21 protein-coding genes and 1 pseudogene are annotated in these 21,832 nt (G+C 67.5%); 16 read left to right on the forward strand and 6 right to left on the reverse strand.

Features of this window, described 5'->3' with window-relative positions; all coding sequences use genetic code 11:
• Positions 1 to 3: 3 nt before the first annotated feature.
• Complete coding sequence (locus tag K5L49_RS07710) at positions 4 to 366, forward strand: YrdB family protein (protein WP_223691697.1); 363 nt, start codon at positions 4 to 6, stop codon at positions 364 to 366.
• A gap of 13 nt (positions 367 to 379) precedes the next feature.
• Entirely contained in the window at positions 380 to 1,534 is a 1,155-nt protein-coding gene (gene nagA / locus K5L49_RS07715) for an N-acetylglucosamine-6-phosphate deacetylase (RefSeq protein ID WP_223691699.1), read from the forward strand.
• Between the two features lie 287 nt (positions 1,535 to 1,821).
• Here the strand turns inward: nagA and K5L49_RS07720 are convergent, their stop codons facing one another.
• Positions 1,822 to 2,397 carry a TetR/AcrR family transcriptional regulator gene (locus tag K5L49_RS07720; protein WP_223691701.1) on the reverse strand — a complete coding sequence of 192 codons (576 nt, stop codon included), beginning with the start codon at positions 2,395 to 2,397 and terminating at the stop codon, positions 1,822 to 1,824.
• A 108-nt stretch (positions 2,398 to 2,505) separates the two neighbouring features.
• Between K5L49_RS07720 and K5L49_RS07725 the strand changes: the two genes are divergently transcribed.
• The 7 genes from K5L49_RS07725 (at position 2,506) to K5L49_RS07755 (ending at position 10,318) form a co-directional block, all read left to right on the forward strand.
• Positions 2,506 to 3,711, forward strand: a complete 1,206-nt coding sequence (locus K5L49_RS07725) for a family 1 glycosylhydrolase (protein ID WP_223691702.1) — start codon at positions 2,506 to 2,508, stop codon at positions 3,709 to 3,711.
• Positions 3,712 to 3,863: 152 nt separating this feature from the next.
• Positions 3,864 to 4,910 carry a LacI family DNA-binding transcriptional regulator gene (locus tag K5L49_RS07730; RefSeq protein ID WP_223691704.1) on the forward strand — a complete coding sequence of 349 codons (1,047 nt, stop codon included), beginning with the start codon at positions 3,864 to 3,866 and terminating at the stop codon, positions 4,908 to 4,910.
• 102 nt (positions 4,911 to 5,012) lie between these two features.
• The gene (locus K5L49_RS07735) at positions 5,013 to 6,278 is read left to right on the forward strand and encodes an ABC transporter substrate-binding protein (protein WP_223691706.1); all 1,266 of its coding nucleotides are present in this window, start codon (positions 5,013 to 5,015) and stop codon (positions 6,276 to 6,278) included.
• 125 nt (positions 6,279 to 6,403) lie between these two features.
• The gene (locus tag K5L49_RS07740) at positions 6,404 to 7,237 is read left to right on the forward strand and encodes a carbohydrate ABC transporter permease (RefSeq protein WP_223691707.1); all 834 of its coding nucleotides are present in this window, start codon (positions 6,404 to 6,406) and stop codon (positions 7,235 to 7,237) included.
• Complete coding sequence (locus K5L49_RS07745; RefSeq protein WP_223691709.1) at positions 7,227 to 8,087, forward strand: carbohydrate ABC transporter permease; 861 nt, start codon at positions 7,227 to 7,229, stop codon at positions 8,085 to 8,087. The genes K5L49_RS07740 and K5L49_RS07745 overlap by 11 nt, the downstream gene beginning before the upstream one ends.
• Before the next feature lie 4 nt (positions 8,088 to 8,091).
• Positions 8,092 to 9,453, forward strand: coding sequence for a family 1 glycosylhydrolase (locus tag K5L49_RS07750; protein ID WP_223691711.1), 1,362 nt, complete (start codon positions 8,092 to 8,094; stop codon positions 9,451 to 9,453).
• Positions 9,446 to 10,318, forward strand: a complete 873-nt coding sequence (locus K5L49_RS07755; RefSeq protein ID WP_223691713.1) for a glycoside hydrolase family 43 protein — start codon at positions 9,446 to 9,448, stop codon at positions 10,316 to 10,318. Before K5L49_RS07750 ends, K5L49_RS07755 begins: the two co-directional genes overlap by 8 nt.
• Positions 10,319 to 10,354: 36 nt before the next feature.
• On the opposite strand, the gene K5L49_RS07760 is transcribed toward K5L49_RS07755, so the two are convergent.
• From K5L49_RS07760 to nagZ, 3 genes are read right to left on the reverse strand one after another with little or no spacing between them, the layout of a single operon-like run.
• Positions 10,355 to 11,140 carry a glucosamine-6-phosphate deaminase gene (locus tag K5L49_RS07760; protein WP_223691714.1) on the reverse strand — a complete coding sequence of 262 codons (786 nt, stop codon included), beginning with the start codon at positions 11,138 to 11,140 and terminating at the stop codon, positions 10,355 to 10,357.
• A complete protein-coding gene (locus K5L49_RS07765) occupies positions 11,141 to 12,037 on the reverse strand; it encodes an ROK family protein (RefSeq protein ID WP_223691715.1) in 897 nt (298 codons plus the stop codon).
• Entirely contained in the window at positions 12,034 to 13,599 is a 1,566-nt protein-coding gene (gene nagZ / locus K5L49_RS07770; RefSeq protein WP_223691716.1) for a beta-N-acetylhexosaminidase, read from the reverse strand. Before nagZ ends, K5L49_RS07765 begins: the two co-directional genes overlap by 4 nt.
• Before the next feature lie 195 nt (positions 13,600 to 13,794).
• Here nagZ and K5L49_RS07775 point away from each other — a divergent pair, with 195 nt between their 5' ends.
• From K5L49_RS07775 to K5L49_RS07790, 4 genes and pseudogenes are all read left to right on the forward strand, one after another.
• Complete coding sequence (locus K5L49_RS07775; RefSeq protein WP_223691717.1) at positions 13,795 to 14,979, forward strand: ROK family transcriptional regulator; 1,185 nt, start codon at positions 13,795 to 13,797, stop codon at positions 14,977 to 14,979.
• A 153-nt stretch (positions 14,980 to 15,132) separates the two neighbouring features.
• Positions 15,133 to 16,455 carry a sugar ABC transporter substrate-binding protein gene (locus tag K5L49_RS07780; protein WP_223691718.1) on the forward strand — a complete coding sequence of 441 codons (1,323 nt, stop codon included), beginning with the start codon at positions 15,133 to 15,135 and terminating at the stop codon, positions 16,453 to 16,455.
• A 410-nt stretch (positions 16,456 to 16,865) separates the two neighbouring features.
• Positions 16,866 to 17,363, forward strand: a pseudogene (locus K5L49_RS20650) (carbohydrate ABC transporter permease); the annotation flags it as partial.
• A 100-nt stretch (positions 17,364 to 17,463) separates the two neighbouring features.
• Entirely contained in the window at positions 17,464 to 18,360 is an 897-nt protein-coding gene (locus K5L49_RS07790; protein ID WP_223695263.1) for a carbohydrate ABC transporter permease, read from the forward strand.
• A 72-nt stretch (positions 18,361 to 18,432) separates the two neighbouring features.
• Here K5L49_RS07790 and K5L49_RS07795 read toward each other — a convergent pair whose 3' ends face one another.
• On the reverse strand, positions 18,433 to 18,894 hold the full coding sequence (locus tag K5L49_RS07795) for a hypothetical protein (RefSeq protein ID WP_223691719.1): 462 nt from the start codon (positions 18,892 to 18,894) through the stop codon (positions 18,433 to 18,435).
• Positions 18,895 to 19,074: 180 nt separating this feature from the next.
• Positions 19,075 to 20,289, reverse strand: a complete 1,215-nt coding sequence (locus K5L49_RS07800; protein ID WP_223691720.1) for an NADP-dependent isocitrate dehydrogenase — start codon at positions 20,287 to 20,289, stop codon at positions 19,075 to 19,077.
• 172 nt (positions 20,290 to 20,461) lie between these two features.
• On the opposite strand from K5L49_RS07800, the gene K5L49_RS07805 reads away from it, so the two are divergent.
• The 3 genes from K5L49_RS07805 (at position 20,462) to K5L49_RS07815 (ending at position 21,735) form a co-directional block, all read left to right on the forward strand.
• Entirely contained in the window at positions 20,462 to 20,914 is a 453-nt protein-coding gene (locus tag K5L49_RS07805; RefSeq protein ID WP_223691722.1) for a GNAT family N-acetyltransferase, read from the forward strand.
• Positions 20,898 to 21,230: an MGMT family protein gene (locus tag K5L49_RS07810; protein WP_223691723.1), complete on the forward strand. Its 333-nt coding sequence runs from the start codon at positions 20,898 to 20,900 to the stop codon at positions 21,228 to 21,230. The genes K5L49_RS07805 and K5L49_RS07810 overlap by 17 nt, the downstream gene beginning before the upstream one ends.
• Before the next feature lie 85 nt (positions 21,231 to 21,315).
• Positions 21,316 to 21,735 (forward strand): hypothetical protein, encoded by a 420-nt coding sequence (locus tag K5L49_RS07815; protein WP_223691725.1) that lies wholly within the window; start codon positions 21,316 to 21,318, stop codon positions 21,733 to 21,735.
• The last annotated feature ends 97 nt before the right edge of the window (positions 21,736 to 21,832 follow it).

Here is a 21,832-nt window from a genome sequence, read left to right on the forward strand (position 1 = left end):
TTCGTGACCTCCACCCCGCAACCCCAGAGCGACATCACGATCGGCCCCAACGGCATCCTCCGGTTCCTGCTGGAGCTGTTCGCTATCGTCTCTCTCGGTTTTTGGGGGTTCGTCGCCTGGCCGCTGCCGTGGAACATCGTCATCGGCATCGGTGCCCCGGTGATCGCCATCGTGCTGTGGGGGCTGTTCCGCTCCCCCAAGGCCGTCTTCCGCATCGACCCGTTCGGCCGGGCGCTCGTCGAGGTCGTCGTGATGGCCGCCGCCGCCTTCGCTTGGTGGGATCTCGGCCAGCCGGTCGTCGCGATCGTCTTCGCCGCGGTCGCCACCGTGAGCGGTGTGATCAACGCCCGCTCGGAGTTCCGATGAGCCGGAGGGCAGCATGACCGGTCTCGTCGTCCACAGCGCCCGCAAAGTGGATGCGGACGGGCTCGTCGATGACTTCTGGTTCGTCGCAGACGGCGGCGTCATCATCGCCACCGGGAGCGGAACCGGCTGGCATGCAGCGGCTCACGGGTCTGGCCGCGAGATCGTGGACGCGGGCGGACACTGGCTCACTCCCGGATTCATCGACCTGCACTGTCACGGCGGTGGCGGGCATCCATTCGACGACGGCCCCGAGCAGATGCTCGAGGGTCTCGCCACCCACCGCGCCCACGGAACGACGCGCTCGCTGGTGAGCCATGTCGCCAACCCGCTCGCCGCACTGCGCGAGAGCCTCTCGATCGTCGCCGACCTCGCCGAGACCGATCCGCTCGTGCTCGGTTCGCACCTCGAAGGCCCGTTCCTCGCCCCGGCCCGTCGCGGCGCCCACGATGAGGCCTTCCTGCGCGAGCCGGGCCCGGAGATGGTGGAGGAGCTGATCGGCGCCGCCCGAGGCTCGCTGCGCCTGGCCACGATCGCCCCCGAGCTGCCCAACGCCTTGGAGAGCATCGGCGTGCTCATCGAGGCCGACGTCGTGGTCGGGATCGGCCACACCGAGGCCGACTTCGAACAGGCGACGCGCGCGTTCGAGGTGGGTGCCCGTGTGCTCACCCATGCGTTCAACGCGATGAACGGCATCCACCATCGGGCTCCCGGCCCTGTCGTGGCCGCGTTCGAGAACCCCGAGGTGACCCTCGAGCTGATCCTCGACGGCCTGCACGTGCATCCGATGGTCGCCAAGCTGGCGTTCACGGCCGCGCCGGGGCGGGTCGCCCTGGTGACGGATGCGATGGCCGCCGCGGGCGCCAGCGACGGCGATTACCGCCTCGGCTCCCTCAACGTGACCGTGCGCGATGGCCTCGCGGTGCTCTCGGGAACGTCCACGATCGCCGGTTCCACGCTCACGCAGGATGTGGCCCTGCGCAATGCGGTCACTCTCGTCGGGCTCGACCCGCAGCGCGCGGTCGAGGCGCTCACGCTGACGCCGGCCCGCGTGCTCGGCGAAGACCATCGGCTGGGCCGGCTCCACGCCGGCTACGCGGCGGATGCGGTGCTGCTCGACCACGAGTGGACCGTGCAGCACGTCTTCGCCGACGGCGTCGCCCTGCGCTGACCCGCCCGCAGCCCTCCGCCCCGGCTGCCGCCCCCGCCCGTCCGCCCACCGCCCGTCCGCCCACCGCCCGTCCGCTCACCACCCGTCCGCTCACCACCCCACCCTCCTGTTTTCAGGACATCCCCGCCTGCGACGACCGGTGGCACCTGAATTCAGGAGCCGGCAGCCCTCAGCCGCGCGCCTCTCCTGAGAACAGGTCGGTGCCGGAGACTGACGGAGACCGACGGAGACCGACGGAGACCGACGGAGACCGACCGAGACCACCGGGCCGAGCCTGCGCGCGGGGATCAACTTGCGTCGCCCGGCGCCAGCACGGTGACGAGCACGTCCACCAGCCGGCGCACATCCGCCTCCATGTCGATCGTCGGGTCGAGCAACCACTGCACCTGCAGCCCGTCGAGGGTGGCCGCCACGATCCTCGCCACCCAGGGAGCATCCGACTCGGTGAGACGCGGCTCGTCCGCGATGAGGGTCTCAGCGAGCCGCGCGTAGCGTTCGGCGAAGTATGCGTGGGCGGGATGCGCGGGATCGGAGGAGGCCGCAGCCAGGTCTGTGAACAGCTTGACCAGTCCCGGGGTCTCGGTGTTCTCGCGCACGATGGCGGTGAGTCGTTCGACACCCGAACCGGTGTGACGTTCGTCGCTGCTGCGGTCGCGTTCGGCGAGCACTCCGACCAGCAGGGCGTCTTTCGAACCGAAGTGGTGCAGCAGTGCCGCCTCGGTGAGGCCGACCCGTCCGGCGATCTCGCGCAGGGTCACACCCGAGGCGCCCGCGCCCGCGTAGGCGTCGAGTGCGGCCTCGAGGATCTCCTGTTTGCGGCGCGCGGTCTTGGCGTAGGGTCCGCGGGGGGCTCGGGCGGTCATCGCACCAGCGTAGCGGCGTTCACGCTCAAACCTTTATCGAGTTCAGTTTTAACGCTACGGTGGCGACAGCCGGCGACGACCGGTCAGACCCGTGCGAAGGAGCATCCGATGACCCAGCCCGCGTTCCACCTGCCCGACGGCTTCCTGTTCGGCGCCTCCACGGCGGCCCATCAGACCGAGGGCAACAACATCGCCAGCGATTGGTGGGGGTTCGAGCACAGCGGGCATCCGGTCATCCGGCAGCCGAGCGGTGACGCCGTCGACAGCCTGCACCGCTGGCCTGAAGACATGGATCTGCTCGCCGGGCTGGGTTTCAACGCCTACCGGTTCAGCATCGAGTGGGCCCGCATCGAACCCGAGCAGGGGGAGTTCTCCCGCGCAGCTGTCGACCACTACCGCCGCATGGTCGACGGCGCCATCGACCGCGGACTGAACCCGGTCGTGACGCTGCACCACTTCACCTCGCCGCGCTGGTTCACCGATGGCGGCGGCTGGAGCCGAGCGGATGCGGTCGACCGCTTCCAGCGCTACCTCGAGCACGCCACTCCGATCGTCGCCTCCGGGGTGTCGCATGTCGTCACGATCAACGAGCCGAACATTCTGGCGATCATGTTCGCCGTGCTGAACGGCGGTCTGCCGCCCACGGACGAAGCGGGCGCGATGCTCGGCCTGCCCGAACCCGACGCCGGCGTGCGCGATGGCCTGATCGCCGGCCACCGCGCGGCCCGCGCCTACCTCGCCGATGCCGTCCCCGGTCTGCAAACCGGCTGGAGTGTCGCCAATCAGGCATATCAGGCCGAACCGGGGTTCGAGGCCGAGACCCGCGCATACTCGCAGAGCAGAGAGGGTGTCTTCCTCGAGGTCAGCCGAGACGACGATTTCGTCGGCGTGCAGTCGTACACCCGCACCAGGATCGGCGCGGGCGGGCCGCTGCCCGTTCCGGACGGGGTCGAGCGCACCCTCATGGGCTGGGAGTTCTACCCGGCCGCCCTCGGCGAGGCGGTGCGGGCCACAGCGGCTGCCGTTCCGGGCGTGCCGATCCTCGTCACCGAGAACGGGATCGCCACCGACGACGACGAGACGCGCATCCGGTACACCTCGGGCGCACTGGCAGGCCTGGCGGCGGCGATGCGCGACGGGATCGATGTGCGCGGTTACCTGCACTGGAGCGCCATCGACAACTACGAGTGGGGAAGCTTCGAGCCGACTTTCGGCCTCATCCACGCCGATCGGGAGACGTTCGCGCGCACGGCGCGGCCGTCGGCCCACTGGCTGGGCGCCCTCGCCCGCGAGGGGGTGCTCCCGGCGGAGTGACGGCGCCGGCCGCGCCGAACGACCTCTTGACCTCGGACCGGCTCGGAGCTACGCTATGGATGTTTAATCGATTAACACGAGAGTCCGTTTCACTGCTTAATCGATTAAACAGATCGTGATCGACACGGGCAACGCCGACCGAGAGAGACGCCATGACGAAGACCGACCCCAGCCGCGCATCCGTCACGCTGAAAGACGTCGCCGCGCTCGTCGGCGTCACCAGCGCCGCAGCATCGATGGCACTCGCCGGCAGCTCTCGGATCAGTCAGAAGACGAGGGAGGCGGTCAAGAAGGCGGCGGACGACCTCGGCTATGTGCCGAGCGCGGCAGGCCGAGCACTGCGAAACCAGCGCGCCGGCGCGATCGCCCTCATCGTTCCGAACACGTCGAAACACGTGTTCGGGCACAGCTACTTCATGCACGTCCTCACGGGCATGTCGACGGAGGCAAACATCCGCGACCTGCAGGTCGTGCTCTCCACCACCACCGAGCAGGCCGGAGATGTCGCGGCATACGACCGCGTCGTGCGTTCCCGCAGCGCCGACGGCGCGATCGTGACCAGTGCGGCGGTGACGGACTCCAACCTCGAAGACCTCGTCGCCAGCGGTCTGCCCGTCGTCCTCATCGGCAACTTCCCTTACCTTCCTCGTGCCGTGACCGTCGGCATCGACGACGTCGCCGCCGGTCGCGAGATCACCGAGCACCTGCTCGCACAGCACGGATGCACGCGGCTCGTCCATGTCACCGGGCCGCTCGACCACCAGACCGGCATCGACCGGCGCGACGGCTTCCTCGCCGCGATGGACGAAGCCGGCCTCGGTGATCAGGCCGTCATCGTCGAAGGCGACTTCAGCGAAGAGGCGGGTCGCGCCGCCGTCGAGACCCTCCTGGACGAAGGCGCAGTTTTCGACGGGATCGTCTTCGCGAATGACGATATGGCCTTCGGCGGCCTCGAGGCGCTGACGGCGAGAGACATCCCGGTGCCCGGAGGGGTGCCGATCGTCGGCTTCGACGATTTTGGGCTCTCCCGGGTGACCACCCCCGGGATCACGACGATGCACACCCCCGCCGAAGAGATGGCCGCCCTGGCCTCCCAACGGCTCTTCGACCTCATCGAGGGGGTCGAAAACGTGCCGGCCCGCAGCGAGCTCCCGGTGCGCCTGGTCGCACGTGCCTCCTGCGGCTGTCTGCCCGGCTGAACCCCGCCCGACCATCCCCACCACCCACCACCCACCACGAAACCAGCAATCCGCAGCACCCGAACACCACAACCCCTGCCCCACCACTCGAAGGAGAGTCCCATGAGAACAACGAAGGCCCTGATCGCGCTCGGAGTCGCGTCATCGCTGCTCGCGCTGACCGCGTGCTCCGGCACGACATCCAGCTCGTCCGGCGGCAAAGTCGACCTGACCGTCTGGACCGGTTTCACCGGCGGAGACCGCCCCGGCTATGAACAGATCGTCAAAGACTTCAACGCCTCGCATCCGAACATCACGGTGACGATGACCGTGCAGCCGTGGGACACGATCCAGCAGAAGCTCCCGTCGGCCTGGCTCACCGGTCAGGGGCCCGACATCGCGGCCCCGAGCAGCGACCCGAACGCCATCGCGCAGTACGTGAAGACGAACTCCGTGCTCCCGCTCACCGCCACCGGTGACGGCGACGACAAGATCAACGTCTCCAAGCTCGCCCCCGGCACGGTGAAGGAGTTCACCTACAACGACAAGCTGTATGCGATCCCCGCCAACTTCGCCACGCTGAGCCTCTACTACAACAAGAAGGCCTTCGCGGCGGCCGGCATCGCCGCGGCGCCGACCACGCTGGCGGAGTTCCAGGACGACGCCAAGAAGCTCACGCTCGAGCAGGGCCAGAAACAGTATGGTCTGGTGCTGGCCGACAATCAGACGATCCAGATGTGGCCCGTGCTGCAGTGGCTCGCCGGCGGCGACATCGTGAACGACAAGAACTGCAGCGTCGTGCAGACCACGGCCGGCCAGAACAGCCTGAAGCAGTGGAGCGACCTCGTCGTGAACGACAAGATCTCCCCGGTCGGGCTCACCGGCGCCCAAGCCGACTCGGTGTTCTCCGCAGGCAAGGCCGCGATGGAGATCAACGGCCCGTGGGCCGCGGCCGGCTACAAGGCCGCCGGCATCGACCTCGGCATCGCGACCATCCCGGTCGGCGTGAGCGGAAAGGTCACGCTCGGCTCCACGGCGCCCCTGGCGGTCTCGGCCAAGACAAAGCACCCGCAGGAGGCCCAGGAGTTCCTCGCCTACTGGACGAGCAAATCCGTGCAGCAGAAGTTCTCGCTGCTCACCGGCTTCCCGCCCCTGCGCACCGACCTCAGCGACGACGCCAAACTGAAAGCCGACCCGACCGTTTCCGTCTTCGCCAGTCAGGTTCCTGATGCACGTCTCTACCTGCCGCACGTGCCGAACGCCACGCAGGTCGACGCCAACGGCTACGTGCCCCTGATCGGCCAGATCACCCGCGGGCAGTCCGTCGACTCGGCGACACAGTCGGCGGCGAAGACCATCGACGGCCTGACGGGGTGCAGCGGCCAGTGACCACCCACACCACCGACCGGGCCCGGTCCAGTTCCCCGCTGGACAGGGCCCGGCCCTCCCGGCGGGCGCCCGCCGGCCCCGCTGGGCGCCGCCGGCGGCGTCGATTCCAACCCGCTTGGCTGTTCATGGCGCCGAGCATGCTCATCCTCGGCGTGTTTGTGCTGTTCCCCATCCTGCAATCGCTCTACTACAGCTTCTTCAACTGGACCGTCGGGGCGACCACCCAGGAATGGGTCGGCTTCGGCAACTACATCAAGCTGTTCCAGGACCCCCAGTTCTGGAACGCTCTCGGTGTCACGCTGATCTTCACCGTCGTGTCGGTCGTCCTGCTCGTGGTCCTCGGCTTCGGCACCGCACTGGCGCTCCTCCGCGAGAACCTCGCCAGCCGGATCGTGCGCTCGGTCTTCTTCTTCCCGACCATCGTCTCGCTCGTCACGATCGGACTGGTCTGGAAATTCCTCCTCGACCCGGACATCGGTCTCGTCGGCGGCATCACTCACCTGCTCGGCCTGCCGCCGGTCGCCTGGCTGCAGTCGACGACGCTCGCACTGCCGACGGTCATCTTCGTCGACGTCTGGAAGAGCGTCGGGTTCGCCATGATCCTGTTCGTCGCCGGGCTCAAAGGCGTTCCGGCCGAGCGCTACGAAGCCGCCCGGCTCGACGGGGCCGGCAACGGCCAGATCATCCGGTACATCACCCTTCCGAGCATCCGGCCCACGCTGCTGTTCACCACCCTGATCCTGACGATCCAGTCGCTGCAGGTCTTCGACCTCGTCTATGTCATGACCGACGGTGGGCCGGTGTTCCACACCGACACCCTGGTGAATCTGATCTACCGCGACGGCTTCGTGAACTTCCAGACCGGGTATGCATCCGCGATCTCGTGGGTGCTGTTCGCGATCATCATGCTCATCTCCCTCCTCCAACTCCGATTGTTCAGGTACAACGATGTCGACTGAAGCCCGCCTCACCAGTCGTCGCCGGGTGAGCGCTCCCCGAGCGTTCGGCGCCTCCCTCAAATGGGTCTTCCTCGGCATCGGTGTCGTCGTCGCGATCGTGCCGTTCATCTGGATGGTCTCGGGGTCGTTCCGCAGCGAGTCGGATCTCTTCGGCAACCCGGCGAGCCTGTTCCCGACGACCTTCACCCTGCACGGCTACATCGCCGTCTGGGAGCAGCTCCCGTTCCTCCGACTGCTGGCCAACTCGTTCATCTTCGCCGGCGTCACGACCGCGCTCTGCCTGCTCTTCGACTCGCTGTGCGCGTATGCGCTGGCGCGGTTGCACTTCCGCGGCCGCAACGTGGCGTTCGTGCTCGTGATCGCGACGCTGATGGTGCCGTTCCAGGTCACCCTCATCCCCGTTTTCATCGAGCTCTTCCACTTCGGGTGGCTGAACACCTACCAGGGGCTGATCATCCCCCGGGCGACCAGTGCGTTCGGCATCTTCCTGCTCCGGCAGTTCTTCATCAGCATCCCGACCGAGCTCGACGAGGCGGCGAGGATCGACGGTGCCGGACATCTGCGCATCTACTGGAAGATCATCATGCCGCTCGCGAAGCCGGCGCTGGCCACCGTCGCCATCCTGAACTTCATGGCGTTGTGGAACGACCTGCTCTGGCCGCTCGTCGTCACCAGTTCCCCCGACATGCTGACGCTGCCGGCCGGGCTCACCCTTTTCGGCGGCCAACATGTCACCGATCACGCGGTGCTACTCGCCGGCGCCACCATCTCCCTCCTGCCCATCGCCCTCGGCTTCTTCTTCGCTCAGAAGTACTTCGTCGCCGGCGTGGCCACCACCGGACTGAAATGAGCTCATGAACGACAGATTCGACAGCGACCGCTTCGTCTGGCTGGCCGGCATCGAAGACACCTGCGTCTATCCGCCCGGGGAGTTCGAGATGCGCCCCCTCGACGAGTACGACCTCACCGAGCACACCCTGCACTGGCGGGAAGACCTCGACGCGGTGCGGAGCCTCGGCGCCTCCGCTGTAAGGTACGGCGTCAACTGGCCGCTCGTGCATCCGGCGGAGGGTGAGTTCGACTGGACCATGCTCGACGAACGCCTCGACTACGCGACCCGGGAGCTCGGTCTCACCGTGGTGGCGGATCTCGTGCACTACGGCACACCCACCTGGCTCACCGCGTCGTTCGCCGACGCGCGCTACCCCGCGGCGGTCGCCGACTTCGCCGGTCGTTTCGCCGCCCGATACCGCGGCGTCGTCGACCACATCACCCCGCTCAACGAGCCGCTGACCACGGCATCGTTCTGCGGATTGCGAGGAATCTGGCCGCCGGCCCTCACCGGCTGGGACGGCTGGACGCGGGTCACCCTGGGAATCGTGCACGGGATGGCCGCCACGATCGATGCGGTCCGGGCCGCCAACCCGGAGGCCGTCATCGTTCATGTCGAGGCGTCCTCGCTCTACCGTTCGGACGACCCCGGGCTGCAGGCGCATGCGAACCTCCTGGAGAGCGTCGGCCTGCTCCCCACGGATCTCCTGCTCGGGCTGGTCGGTCCCGACCACGACCGTCACGACTGGCTGCTCGCTCACGGCGCGCATGCCGACGAGCTGGCCCGTCTCACCGAGAACCCGCCCACGATCGACATCATGGGTGTCAACTACTACCCCGACCTCTCGCCGCGGACTCTGACCGGGCCGGCCTCCGAGGTGGTGCAGCACGCGACGAACCGTTGGACCGACGGGCTGGCGCAGAGCCTGCGCCGTTACGAGGCGCGCTACGGTCTCCCGCTCCTCATCACCGAGACGAGCATCGAAGGCGACGACGAGACGCGGACCAGCTGGTTCGATGCCTCGACACGGCTCGTCGACGAACTCCGAGAGGATGGCATGGACATCCGCGGCTACACCTGGTGGCCGCTGCTCGACTTCGTCGACTGGTCGTATGCGACCGGAGGTCGCAACGTCGAGGAGTTCGCCCTCCCCGACGAGCTCGTTCAGGCCCGCCGATCGTCCACCGATGTGCTCGCTGCGCCCGACGGGACCGCGGACACCGTCGTCGCGAAGACGCCGTTCCTGCGCCGGATGGGGCTGCTGCGTCTCGACGAGACCCCCGATGGCAGCCTCGACCGCGTCTGGACGGATGCCGCCCACCGGTACCAGCAACGGGCCGCAGAGAGCCTCGCCGCCTCCGACGCGGACGAGTCGCATGCTTGAGCCGGTTTACGACGGCTATTTCGCCGACCCGTTCCTGGCCCGCTTCGGCGACGAGTATTTCGTCTACGGCACCGCCGATCCCGCCCGTGACGACGGCACGACGTTCGAGGTGCTCCGCTCCCCCGATCTGCGCCACTGGCGATCGGCCGGCTCCTGCCTGGTGCCGGTGGCGCTCGAGCTCGGTGCCGACTACTGGGCGCCCGAGGTCGCCTTCGCCGACGGATCGTATTGGCTGTACTACTCGGTCGGGCACGGCATCGACGGCCACCACATCCGGGTCGCACGCTCGTCGTCCCCGATCGGGCCGTTCGACGACCTCGGGCTGAACCTCACACCCGACGAGTCGTTCGCGATCGACGCGCATCCCTTCCTCGACGACGATGGATCGTGGTATCTGTACTTCGCCGCCGATGTGCTCGACGGCGAACGTCCGGGAACGCACCTCGCCGTCGCGCCCCTGCACGGGATGACCCGGCTCGGCCCGACGACCGCCGTGCTTGCCCCGGATGCCGACTGGCAGCTCTATGAGCGCGACCGGCTGCTCTACGGTCGACGCCGCGATTGGTACACCCTCGAGGGCCCGACGGTCGTCAAGCGGGAGGGCGGCTATCGGCTGCTCTTCTCGGGGGGTTCGTGGGAGGGCGCCGGCTACGGCGTCTCGGCGGCCACCGCTTCGTCGCCGCTCGGGCCCTGGCTGCACACGTCTCGAACGGCCGAGGTGCTGAACTCCGCCGACACCGGGCTGATCGGACCGGGGCACTGCTCCGTGCTCCACACCCCCGACGGCCGTGACCTGCTCGCGTTCCACGCCTGGAATCCCGACCGCACCAAGCGCCAGTTCTACCTCACCGACCTCCCCCGCTGAGCGCCGCTCCCCCGCCCGGCGCACGAGCGGGTCGCGTCAGAGCGTCTGCCAGGCGGGCTTGTTCGCGTAGGCGTACCGGTAGTAGGCGAGGTTCTGCAGCCGAGAGGCGGCGGCCTCGTCCACGATCACCGTCGCGTGCGGGTGCAGCTGGATGGCGGAGCCGGGGTTGCTGGCCGAGACCGGCCCCTCGACGGCGCCGGCGACCGCATCCGCTTTGCCTTCGCCGAAGGCGAGGAGCAGCAAGTGCCGGGCGCGCAGGATGGTGCCGAGCCCCTGAGTGATGCAGTGCATGGGAACGTCGGCCTCGCTGGCGAAGAAGCGGGCGTTGTCGCGGCGGGTCTGCTCGGTGAGCGTCTTGACCCGCGTGGCCGAGGCGAACGAGGAGCCGGGCTCGTTGAACCCGATGTGCCCGTCGGTGCCGATGCCGAGCACCTGCACGTCGACGCCGCCGGCGGCGGTGAGAGCCTCCTCGTAGTCCGGTCCGGCGTGCTCGATGCCGTCGAGGGAGCCGTTGGGAACGTGGATGAGGGCCGGTGTCAGACCGAGCGGCTCCACCACCTCGCGGGTGATGACCGAGCGGTAGCTCTCCGGGTGCCCCTCCGGCAGCCCGACGTACTCGTCGAGCGCGAACCCGCGCACCCGCGAGACATCGAGCCCGATGTCGGCGACCCGGGCGGCGAGCGCCCGGTAGAGCGCGAGCGGCGTCGATCCGGTGGCCAGGCCGAGCACGGCATCCGGGGTGCGCTCGATGAGGTCGACCATGATCTGCGCGGAGAGTTCCCCCGCGGACTGCTGGTCGGAAACGACGACGATCTCTGCCACTTAGTTCTCTCCTACGAGTGCCGCGCCGATGGCCGCGGCTAGTGATCCTTCTGGGACGAGCCGCACGCGATCGGGGAGCGCGAGCGAAGCCAGGAACGGCGACGCCTGCGCCCACGAAGCGAGCACCTCGTGGACATCGCACAGCAGGCGGTCCCCGAGGTGGCTGAGGCCACCACCGATGACGACGGTCTCGACGTCGACGGTCAGCACGAGGACACGCACCGCGGAGGCGATGCCCGCAGCCAGCCTAGCCTTGATCGCGCGCGCCTCCTCGTCGCCGTCGGCGGCCGCGGCGAACAGTGCGCGAACAGGGAGTGGATCGTCGGTGCGCCACTGCCGGGCGATGCCCGAACCGCTGGCCACCGTCTCCAGACAGCCCCGCTGCCCGCAGGCGCAGAGCGCGCCGTTCGGGTCGACCGGGATGTGCCCGATCTCGCCGGCGATGCCCCGTGATCCGCGCCAGACCCGGCCGTCGACGACGAGACCGGCCGCGAGTCCGGTGCCCAGGTTGAGGTAGGCCAGGGTGCCGGTCAGGCCCATCAGATGCCAGGCGCCGAGCGCCGCCGCCTTCACGTCGTTCTCGATGCGCACACCGACGCCGAGACGTCCGGCGAGTTCGCCGCCGAGTTCCAGCCGGTCGAGCCCCAGGTTCACCGCGTGGGCCACGTGGCCGGATGTGCTGTCGACGAGGCCCGGGATGCCGATGCCGATCGATTCGAAGCCGCTGGCGGCGAGCCCGGTGAGCTCGCCCAGCCGGGAGACGGCCGAGACAGCGGTCTCCACGACGGCCGCCGAACCGAACCCGGTGGCGAGCCGGATGCGCTGGGCCAGGCGACCGGTCTCGTCGAGTGCCACGGCATCCGTCTTGGTGCCGCCGATGTCGATGCCGAGTCTCACGAGCCGGTGTCCAGCAGGGTCAGCAGGGCGCGGCCGATCAGTCGGGACGCCCCGAAGGTCGCGAGGTCGGCGTATGCCCGGTCGTCGCTCGGCCAGCCCATATCGACGACGAGCACCGCGTCGCGTTGCGCGCGCAACCGGTCGATGGCCTCGCGGGCGAACGCGTGACGGTGGTTGTCCTTGCCGATGACGAGCACGGGTGACCGGGCGGCGAGAACGAGCTCGGGGTTGTCGTCTTCGGTGATGACGACGGCGGGGTTGGCGGTGAAGGCGCGGGCGAGCGGCGCATCCGGTTCGGCCTGCGCTTCGGCGAACGGCCCCCAGGGTGCGACACCGACGGCGATGTTCGCAACCGTGTCGATGCGCACCACCGAGTATCGAGCAGCATCGGCCCGGATCCACTCGGCGGCGGCGGGGCTCACGTCGAACGTCTCGATCGCCACGGCCACGTCGGCGGGGTCGATGGCGCCACGGGCATCGTCCGGCGGCACCGGGATGCTCTGCCGCTGCGCATGCAGGTCGGCGGCGAGGGCGAGCACACGGCCGGCGGCTTCGGCGACCCGTGCGCCCGTCAGGCGGCCGGCGTCGATCGCCTCGGCAACGGCCCGCTCGATGCTGTCGAGTTGTTCGTCGGTGTTCTCCGTGCCGATGCAGAGCAGATCGCATCCCGCGGCGAGCGCGAGCACGGCGGCCTCCGGAATGCCTTTCTCCCCGCTGGCGCCTTTCATGTCGAGGGCGTCGCTCACCACGACGCCGTCGAACCCGAGCTCGTCGCGCAGCAGGCCTTGCACGATCGTCGGGCTGAAGGTCGCCGGCCGCTCCGCGTCGAGCTGCGGCAGCAGGATGTGCGACGTCATGATGGTGCGCGCGCCGGCTTCGATCACCGCACGGAACGGTCGCAGCTCGCGCTCGCGCAGGTCTTCGTGCGCGAGGTCGACGACGGGGAGGACGAGATGCGAGTCCTGGGCGGTGTCGCCGTGACCCGGGAAGTGTTTCGCGCAGACCGCAACGCCGGCCGACTGGAGTCCCCGCGTCCAGGCGGCGCTCTGCTCGGCGACGACCTGCGGGGTGGAGCCGAAGCTGCGCACCCCGATCACGGGGTTGTCCGGGTTCGAATTGATGTCCACATCCGGGGCGAAGTCGAGGTTGCAGCCGACGCGGCGCAGCTCCCAGCCGACCCGGCGGGCGATCGACTCCGTGTATGACACGTCGCCGCGGCGACCGAGCACCGCGTTGCCGGGGTAGGGCGATCCCGCCTCATGGTGGAGGCGAGTGACGTCACCGCCTTCTTCGTCGATCGCGACGATGGCGTCGGGGTTGGCCGCGTAGATCGCGTCGGTCAATCGTCGCAGTTGCTCGGCCGAGGTGATGTTCTGCCCGAATACGCACACGCCGCCGAGACCGTCGCGCAGACGTTCGGCCAGCCAGTCGGGCAGCGTGGTTCCGACGAATCCGGGCAGCAACGTGGCCGCGATGTCGGCGCGTCGCCGGGTTCGGATATCGGGATGCTCGGCTGTCGCGGCCGTCGGTCCGCCGCTCTGCGGGGTCTCGCTTTCAGGCATGTTTGTTAGTAAAGCTTACGAACATCTTCCTCGCAAGCCGCGGAAACCAAATTGCTCTGAACACCGAACAAACCAGGAGCGTTATCAATTCTTTACGCCGTCCGACTTGACAAACCGTTTGTAAGGGAGGTGTACTAACAAAACCACCGGGGCATCGGCCCCGTCGCGATGAAGCAACGAGGAGGAGGTGCCGCAATGCTGAACAGCCAGACGCCGCAGCGCGACCAGGCCCCGGCCTTCCCGACAGCCGCGTCCCCGCTCGGACGCCGCTCCCTCCGCGTGACCTCGAAGGCCCTCCCGGAGCACAACCGGCGGCACAACCGGTCCCTCATCCTCCAGACCCTCTTCCACGGCGGCTCGATGAGCCGGGCCGACCTCGCCCGCGAATCGGGTCTCACCCGGGTGACCGTCTCAGACCTGGTCAGCGAACTCGCCTCCGAAGGCATCATCCAGGAGCTCGGCCCGCGCACCGGGGCCCGCGTCGGCAAACCGGCCCGGATGATCGGGATCGACGAGAACGCGTACACCGTGATCGCCCTCGACCTCTCCGCCGACGACCGATTCGTGGGAACGATCGTGACCCTGCGCGGTGCCATGGTCCACCGTCTCGAGGTGCCGATCGCCGAGACCACCGGCGGCGGCGCCGTCGAACTCGCGCTCGCGCTCGCCCGCGACCTGCTGAAACGCGCGACTGTGCGCATCCTCGGCATCGGGATCGGAACGCCCGGAATCGTCGGGCACGACGGCGTGGTGCGCGAGGCTCCGAACCTCGGCTGGGTGGATGTCGACCTCGCCGGGCGCTTCCGCGCCGAGTTCGGCGTGCCGATCCACGTCGGGAACGACGCGAACGCCGCCGCCCTGGCCATCCACACGTTCCGGGAGAGCTCGGCCGAGAGTCTCATGGTCGTCACCATCGAGCACGGCGTCGGAGCGGGGCTGATCATCGGAGGCGCGCTCGTCGAAGGCGAACAGTTCACGGCCGGCGAGATCGGGCACGTCGTCGTCGACGAAACCGGCGACGCCTGCGCCTGCGGTCGCATCGGCTGCCTCGAACTCGCCATCGCCGTGCCCCGACTCAAGCGCCGGCTCGCCGACGCGCCCGCATCAGACCGGGACAGCGTGCTGGCCGATGCCGGCCGCGCGCTCGGCGTCGCAATCGCCCCGGTGATCAGCGCCCTCAACCTGAACGAGGTCGTCCTCTCCGGGCCCGCCGACCTCGTCGAGGGAGCATTCCTCGACTCCGCCCGCGACACCATCCGCGCCCGCACGCTCTCCGCCGTCAGCAACGGGCTCGATATGAGCCTGGCCCAGCGCAGCGACGAACTCGTGCTCCTCGGCGCGACGGTGCTCGTGCTCTCCGCAGAACTCGGTGTGTCATGACCCCGGTCGAACACACCCCCACGATGTCTGGGTCGCGTGCCCAGTCGTCGGGAGAGGCTCGCCTCCCCCGACACCCAGCGTGTTCGCCTCATCCGCGCGCACGGACCTTTCACCAAGACGCGGAGCAACCGCGCTCAACAACTAGGAGATAAATTGCGCAAGTCACGCATCACGGTGGTCGGCGCCATCGGCATCGCCGCCGCGCTGGCCCTGAGCGCCTGCTCCGGCGGCGGATCGGGGAGCTCCGGCTCCTCCGACGGCACGATCGGCAAGGTCGACGGCAAGGGCAAGACCATCACGGTCTGGGTCATGACCGGCGACCTCACGCCGAAAACACTCGACGCCATCAACACCGAGTTCACCAAAGAGACCGGGGCGAAGGTCAAGGTCGAGACCCAGCAGTGGACGAACATCGCCACGAAGATCACCACGGCACTCGCGACGAGCACGCCGCCCGATGTCCTCGACATCGGCAACACCCAGGTCGCGACCTTCGCCTCCAGCGGGGGCCTGCTCGACCTCACCAAGTACAAGAGCGACCTGGAGCAGGGCCAGACCTGGCTGGGCGGCCTCGTCGAGCCCGCAACGGTGAATGGCAAGCTCTACGGCGTTCCGTCGTTCGGCGCCGCGCGTGCGGTCGTCTACAACAAGGACATCTGGTCGAAGGCCGGCATCACAGCGGCGCCGACGACCTATGACCAGCTCAAGGCCGACCTCGACAAGGTGAAGGCCGCGGGCACCGCCAGTGACTTCTCCTCGTTCTACCTCCCCGGTCAGTACTGGTACGCGGGCCTGCAGTGGATGTGGGACGCCGGCGGCGACATCGCCACCCTCAGCGATGGCAAATGGAAGGCCGGATTCTCCAGTTCCGACTCGCAGAAGGGCCTGACCGAGTACAAGGCGTTCCAGAACGCCTACTCGTCGACCGCGAGCCAGTCGCTCAACACCGACAAACCCGACCAGGACCAGCTCTTCGCCGACGGCAAAGCCGGCGCCATCCTGGCCAACAACTGGGAGCTCGCCGCCATCACCAAGGACAACCCGTCGCTGACCAACGACAAGCTCGGCTCGTTCCCGCTGCCGGGTGCCTCCGGCAAGAACCAGCCGGCGCTGCTGGCCGGCTCCGACTGGGGCATCGCCCAGAAGAGCAAGAACCAGGATCTCGCTCTCGTGTGGTCGAAGATCGCCGCCAGCCCGAAGATCCAGAACGACTACGTCTTCGGCAACGACAAGTGGATCCCGAACAGCGTCGAAGGCTCGAAGAGCGCCGTCTCGAGTGGCAAGCTCGACGACAACCAGACAGCGTTCTTCACCGCCGCCCAGAACTCGAAGGCCACCCCGGCCTCCGGCAACTGGGCTCAGCTCGAAGACCCCGGCATGAAGCAGTTCTTCCAGTCGATCGCAACCGGAAGCAAGTCGGTCGCCGATGCCACGAAGGCCTGGGATGACACGGTCAACTCCACGCTGAACGGCTAGACCAGAACCCAACAGAAAGCAATCATGAGTTCCTCTACTGCGACATCCATCGCAGGCGAGGGCGTGGCTGCCGCCCCCCGTGGGCGGCGGCCTCGCGCCCCTCGCCGCTACTCCAAACAGTCGCGCACTGCTCCCTCTGGCTCTTGAGCCCGGCCGGGATCGTCATGCTCGCGCTGATCGCGGTGCCGATCATCTTCCTGGTCTTCACCTCGTTCACCGACTACGACCAGCGCTCCCTGTTCACCGGTGAGTTCAGCGGCGTCGGATTCGCGCAGTACGCAAAGATCTTCATCGACCCGAACTTCTGGTGGTCGCTCGTCCTCACGGTGTTCTTCACCGCGGCACTCGTGATCGGCAGCCTGGTGATCGGCGTCGGGGTCGCGCAGATCCTCACCCGCCTCGGCACCGGGATGCGCTACGTCGTGACCATCGTGCTCATCTTCGCCTGGGGCATGCCCAACGTCGCCTCCTCGCAGGTCTGGAACTGGCTGTTCCAACCGGGCTACGGCGTCGTCAACTGGCTGCTCACCCAGACGCACCTCTTCGGCGACCTCACCAACCTCGCCTGGTCGAACAACACCTGGCTCGCCCTCACCTGCATCTGGATGCTCGTCGTGTGGCAGGCCGTGCCGTTCATCGCCCTCACCACGTATGCTGCGCAGACCCAGATCGACCCCGCCTACCTCGAGGCGGCCCGCCTCGACGGCGCGAGCGAATGGCGCTCCTACTTCTCGATCGTGCTCAACTTCCTCAAGCCGACGCTGCTGCTCATCACTGTGCTGTCGATCATCTGGGACTTCAACGTCTTCAACCAGATCTGGCTCGTCACGCAGGGCGGACCTGACAACACGACGGCGACCCTCGGCGTGTGGACCTACCTGACCGCCTTCACCAACTTCAAGATCGGCACGGGCGCGGCCATCTCGGTCGTCACCACGATCATGCTGCTGATCTTCACCGCGTTCTACATCCGCAATCTGCTCCGTTCGGGGAAGACCTGTGAGCTCCATGACCGTCACCTCGCCCGACCTCATCGACGTCGAGTCCGGCGCCCGCGTCGCGGTGAACCCGCGCCGACGCCGCCGCAAACGGCGGGTCGGCACCAACGTCCTCGCGATCGTGTTCAGTCTGATCTGGATCTTCCCGGTCTACTGGATGATCAACACCGCTCTGAAGCCGCGCCCGGAGGTGATGACGCCGACGCCGCTGTTCCTCCCCGTGCATCCGACCCTCGACAACTTCATCGCCGCCGTCACGCAGACGAACTTCTTCGAAGCGCTGCGCAACAGCGTGATCGTCGTCTTCGGCGCGCTCATCGTCGCGGTCGCCCTGTCACTGTTCGCCTCCGCGGCGCTCAGCCGGTTCCGGTTCCGCGGCCGCAAGACGATCATGGTCATCATCCTGGCCATCCAGATGCTCCCGGGAACGGCGCTCCTCATCCCCCAGTTCCTGATCTTCAACGATCTGAACCTCGTCGGAACGTTCGCCGGTCTGATGCTTGCCTACGTGGCCACCGTGCTGCCGTTCTCGATCTGGGTCATGCGCGGGTTCTTCGTCGCGATCCCTGTGGAGATCGAGGAAGCGGCGATGATGGACGGTGCGAGCACCTGGCGCACGCTCTGGAGCGTGCTGTTCCCCCTGGTCGCTCCCGGTGTCATCTCGGCCAGCGTGTTCGGGTTCATCACCGCGTGGAACGACTACCTCGTGGCGTACACCTTCATGAAGGAACCGTCGCAGTACACGCTCCCTATCTGGCTCTCCTCGTTCTCCACACCGACGACCGGAACGGACTACGGCGGGCAGATGGCCGCCTCGGTGCTGTTCGCGCTGCCCGTCGTCATCTTCTTCATGATCATCCAGCGCAACCTCGTCACGGGGATGTCTGCGGGTGCGGTGAAGGGCTGAGTACCCGATCTCAGCGAAAGGCCCGGTGGATGCGTCCACCGGGCCTTTTTCACTGCGTTCGACGTCGTGCCACTACTTGCATTCGTCGGTGACGCTCGTGACGCCGGACTGGAACGCCTTGAGCTTGTCCTGAAGCGCGCTGGGGTCGATCGACGTCGGATCGGCCACGCCTTTCTTGATGAACTCGGTGTAGTCGTCCACCGCGCCGGCCGCCTCCGAGGTGGCCTTCTTGACGTCGGCGTTGGTGATCTTCGCATCGATCGCCTGGAACTTCGAGTCCAACTTCTCCATCAGCGCGGACGCTTTGGAGGGGTCGCTCATCGCCGACCCCAGTTCGCTCTGAATGCTGACGAATTCCTCGAAACCGCGCTTGACGATGTCGCACGCCTCGGAGTGCGACTGCGCGGGCTTGTCCCCGCCGGCCTTCGCGCCGCCGGAGCCGCCGGAGCCGCCGGCCGAACAGCCGGTCAGGGCGAAGACGGTGGCGAGTACAGCCGTGGCCGCGATCGTGTGTCGGTGTGCGTTCTTGTTCATGTCATCCCCTCGAGTCGCGGCTGGTCGGCCGCGCCAAGCACCCCCCAAAATGGTCTGGTGCGCAGATACGAACATAGCGAATTCATAGGATGCTGTCATATCGCCTCGTGAACAGCTCAGGGGCGCACGGAAAAGGGCCCGGTGGATGCATCCACCGGGCCCTGAACACCTGTCTGACGACTAGCCGAGTCGCGCTTTCAGGTTGTCGCCGATGGCCGCGAGGAACTCCTCGGTCGTCTGGTACGGCTGGTCCGGGCCGACCAGGAGCGCGAGGTCCTTGGTCATCTTGCCGGACTCGACCGTCTTGATGACCACGTCTTCGAGCGTGTGCGTGAAGTCGATCAGGTCCTGGTTGCCGTCGAGCTTGCCGCGGTGCGCAAGGCCGCGCGTCCAGGCGTAGATCGAGGCGATCGGGTTGGTCGACGTCGGCTTGCCCTGCTGGTGCTGGCGGTAGTGACGGGTGACCGTCCCGTGCGCGGCCTCCGCCTCGACGACCTTGCCGTCCGGCGTGGTGAGCACGCTGGTCATCAGGCCGAGCGAGCCGAAGCCCTGAGCCACGGTGTCGGACTGCACGTCACCGTCGTAGTTCTTGCAGGCCCAGACGTATCCGCCCTCCCACTTGAGGCTGGAGGCGACCATGTCGTCGATCAGGCGGTGCTCGTAGGTGAGGCCGGCGGCGTCGAACCTCTCTTTGTACTCGGCGTCGAACACTTCCTGGAAGAGATCCTTGAAGCGGCCGTCGTACGCCTTGAGGATGGTGTTCTTCGTCGACAGGTAGACCGGGTACTGACGGTCGAGACCGTAGTTGAAGGAGGCGCGGGCGAAGTCGCGGATCGACGCATCCTGGTTGTACATCGCGAGCGCGACACCGGCTCCCGGCGCCTGGTAGACCTCGAACGATCGGGCCTCGCCGCCGTCGGAGGGGGTGAAGCTCAGGGTGAGCGTGCCCGGGCCATCGAAGGTGAAATCGGTGGCGCGGTACTGGTCGCCGAACGCATGACGACCGATGACGATCGGCTTGTTCCAGCCGGGGACCAGCCGCGGGATGTTCGAGATGATGATCGGCTCACGGAACACGACGCCGCCGAGGATGTTGCGGATCGTCCCGTTCGGGCTGCGCCACATCTTCTTCAGGCCGAACTCCTCAACGCGCGCCTCATCGGGCGTGATGGTGGCGCACTTCACGCCGACACCGTGCTTCAGGATGGCGTTGGCCGCATCCACGGTGATCTGGTCGTCGGTCTCGTCGCGCTTCTGGATGCCGAGGTCGTAGTACTCGAGGTTCACGTCGAGGTACGGGTGGATGAGCGAATCTTTGATGGCCTGCCAGATGATGCGCGTCATCTCGTCGCCGTCGAGCTCGACGACGGTGCCTTCAACCTTGATCTTTTCCAATGGATCTCCTCAAGTCTGTGCCATGTTTTGGCCGAGAACAGCTTACCCGAGTCGAGCAACTATCTTGACATCGAGATAGTTTTCTGTGCATTCTCCCTGCGAGCCACAGGAGTGCGCTGTCAGCGAAACCGACGACTATGCCCGCGTCACCCGCGCGGGTTACCCTTTCGTCATGGCTGAGTTGAGACTGGAAGAGTTGAGCGCGTCGAACGTCGTGGCGGCGAACGCCCTCACGATGAAGCCGGGGCAGGAGCAGTTCGTCGCTCCGGTCTCGTACTCGGCGGCAGCCGCCGTGACCAACCCGGTGACCTCGTGGCAGCGCGTCGTTCGCGACGGCGACGAAGTCGTCGCGTTCATCATGGGCAACTTCGACCCGAACGCCGAGAGCGAAGAGTTCCGCTCGATCCTCTGGCGCATCAACGTCGACGCCGAAGACCAGGGGCGCGGCGTCGGAACGTTCGCTGTACAGGCGCTGGCCGACGAAGCGCGAGCCCGCGGGCTCGACCGCATCTACGTGATCTGGGAGCCTGGAGAGCTCGGCCCGGAACAGTTCTTCCTGCGCAGCGGGTTCCTGCCCATCGGCGAGACCCAGTACGGCGAGACGATCGGTGCCCTCGACCTCTGATCCGCGCGCGCTCGAGGAGGAGCCCTTCGTCGACCGCGTGCTCGCCGTCGTCGAGTCCATCCCGCCCGGCCGAGTGATGACCTACGGCGATGTCGCGGCGACTCTCGGTTCACGGGCAGCGCGGATGGTCGGACAGATCATGGCGTACTACGGCTCGGATGTGCCCTGGTGGCGGGTCGTGCGCGCCAGCGGGCATCCCCCGGCGAACCACGAGCACATCGCGCTGCCCTTGTACCGCGCCGAGTCGACCCCACTGCTGGGCGTCGGCGGCGCCGCCTACCGCGTCGATGTGAAGCGGGCCAGGTATACGCCCTGAGGCGAAGATCATCCGTAAGACCGATGAATCACACAGAATCATCCGCTTGAGTGGAACTCCACAGCTTGCATTCTCGGGAGATCACGTGCGCCATATCCGACTCGCCGGTCTTCTCGTGGCCACCTCGGCGACGGCGATCGCCCTCAGCGGATGCTCCGTCATCGCCGCTTTCACGCCCCACGTCGACTCCGACATCTTCGACACGGCGAAAGAGCTCACCCCGAGCGTCACCGCCGCGTTCGGCTCGCCCGCCTTCATTCCCGCCGACGCCACGATCATCCGGGTCGATTACGACACCGAAGGAACGGGCGCCATCCTCACGTACACCTCGAAGACGCATTTCGCCGCCGGAACCTGCACCAAGACCACGTCGATCCCCAAACCGAGCGTGCAAGACAGCTGGTGGCCGGTCGATGGGATGCCCAAGGAGGCCCAGAGCTGCCCGGGCGGGTGGGCCGCCTTCGCCATCGGCGACCAGGTGTACGCCAGCGTCGCCAAGAACTGACCCGGTGCCCCGCCGCGCGTCGGCGGCACGCGACTAGGTGTAGTGCCCAGGGACGTTGTTTGATTTGGCATCCGTGACATGGCGAGAACCTCCGGGC

The sequence above is a fragment of the Leifsonia poae genome (assembly GCF_020009625.1).
GTDB lineage: Bacteria > Actinomycetota > Actinomycetes > Actinomycetales > Microbacteriaceae > Leifsonia > Leifsonia poae_A.